This window comes from Paenibacillus sp. OT2-17, from assembly GCF_009827695.1.
Classification (GTDB): Bacteria; Bacillota; Bacilli; order Paenibacillales; family Paenibacillaceae; genus Paenibacillus; species Paenibacillus polymyxa_B.
Genome location: NZ_WUDQ01000862.1, coordinates 1 through 1,093 on the forward strand (window position 1 = coordinate 1; position 1,093 = coordinate 1,093).

Sequence of the window (1,093 nt, forward strand, 5' to 3'; positions counted from 1 at the left end):
GTAAAATGGCCCCATTTGAAGATAACCTGCACGATCAGAATGAGCAGAAAGGACAGACGGGGAAAGGAACAACGGAGTCTAAACATCAGGAACAGTCGATCAATCGAGATCATGCAGAGCAGTATCCGACAGAGCAGGAAAGCTTGTTTGACCGTTTTGAGATTGAGCAGACGGTAGATGCCATTCCCGTAGAGGATTTGAAGATGGAAAGGCAGGAGGAGAGAGACAAGGATGCAACCAAGCACACCTCTTCCAGTGAGAAAAAATATAATGGTGGCGTATAATCATCAACTAACTGGTAATATTTAAAAAGAAATCTCTTGACTTTAAGATATATGTAATGTATATTAAGTTACGAAAAGTAATTAATTTTTCTCAGGAGGTAACAAAATGGCTAAAGACTTCTTCACAGCTCTGAAAGACAGACGCTCCTATTATGGTATTAGCAAAGAACAGGTCATTTCTGACCAACGGATTCAAGAGATTGTAGAGGAAGCTGTCAAGTACACACCTACCTCTTTCAACTCCCAAACTTCACGCGCTGTAGTGCTGCTTGGAGAGCATCATGACAAACTATGGAATATTACAGAAGATATTTTGCGTGAGGTTGTAGGCAATGAGGAGCAATTCAAGTCTACTGCCGAGAAGATGAACGGTTTCCGCAGCGGATACGGAACAGTCTCGTTCTTTGAAGACAATAACGTGGTGGCTGGTCTGCAACAACAATTTGAAGCCTATGCGGACAATTTCCCGATCTGGTCCAACCAATCTAATGGTATGCTACAATTGGTTGTATGGACGGCTCTGGAGCAAGAAGGACTGGGCGCATCCCTTCAGCATTACAACCCATTGATTGATGAAAAAGTGAAAAACGAATGGAACATTCCTGAGCATTGGAAACTGATCGCTGAAATGCCATTTGGTAAACCGACATTCCAACCAGGTGAAAAAGAATTCCAGCCTGTTGAGGAACGAGTAAAAACATTTAAATAATTATAATTTTCACGATAAAATGACGATTCAGGCTCGACCTGGTAAAGCACTGTGGGTATCCACAGTGCTTTTTGTCATTCCATTTTTAAGGCATATAAGC

2 protein-coding genes are annotated in these 1,093 nt (G+C 41.8%); both read left to right on the forward strand.

The window, feature by feature from the left end; translation table 11 throughout:
• Nucleotides 1-5: 5 nt before the first annotated feature.
• Nucleotides 6-284 (forward strand): hypothetical protein, encoded by a 279-nt coding sequence (locus tag GRP75_RS27735; RefSeq protein ID WP_013310018.1) that lies wholly within the window; start codon nucleotides 6-8, stop codon nucleotides 282-284.
• A gap of 106 nt (nucleotides 285-390) precedes the next feature.
• Nucleotides 391-993 (forward strand): nitroreductase family protein, encoded by a 603-nt coding sequence (locus GRP75_RS27740; protein WP_160790979.1) that lies wholly within the window; start codon nucleotides 391-393, stop codon nucleotides 991-993.
• The last annotated feature ends 100 nt before the right edge of the window (nucleotides 994-1,093 follow it).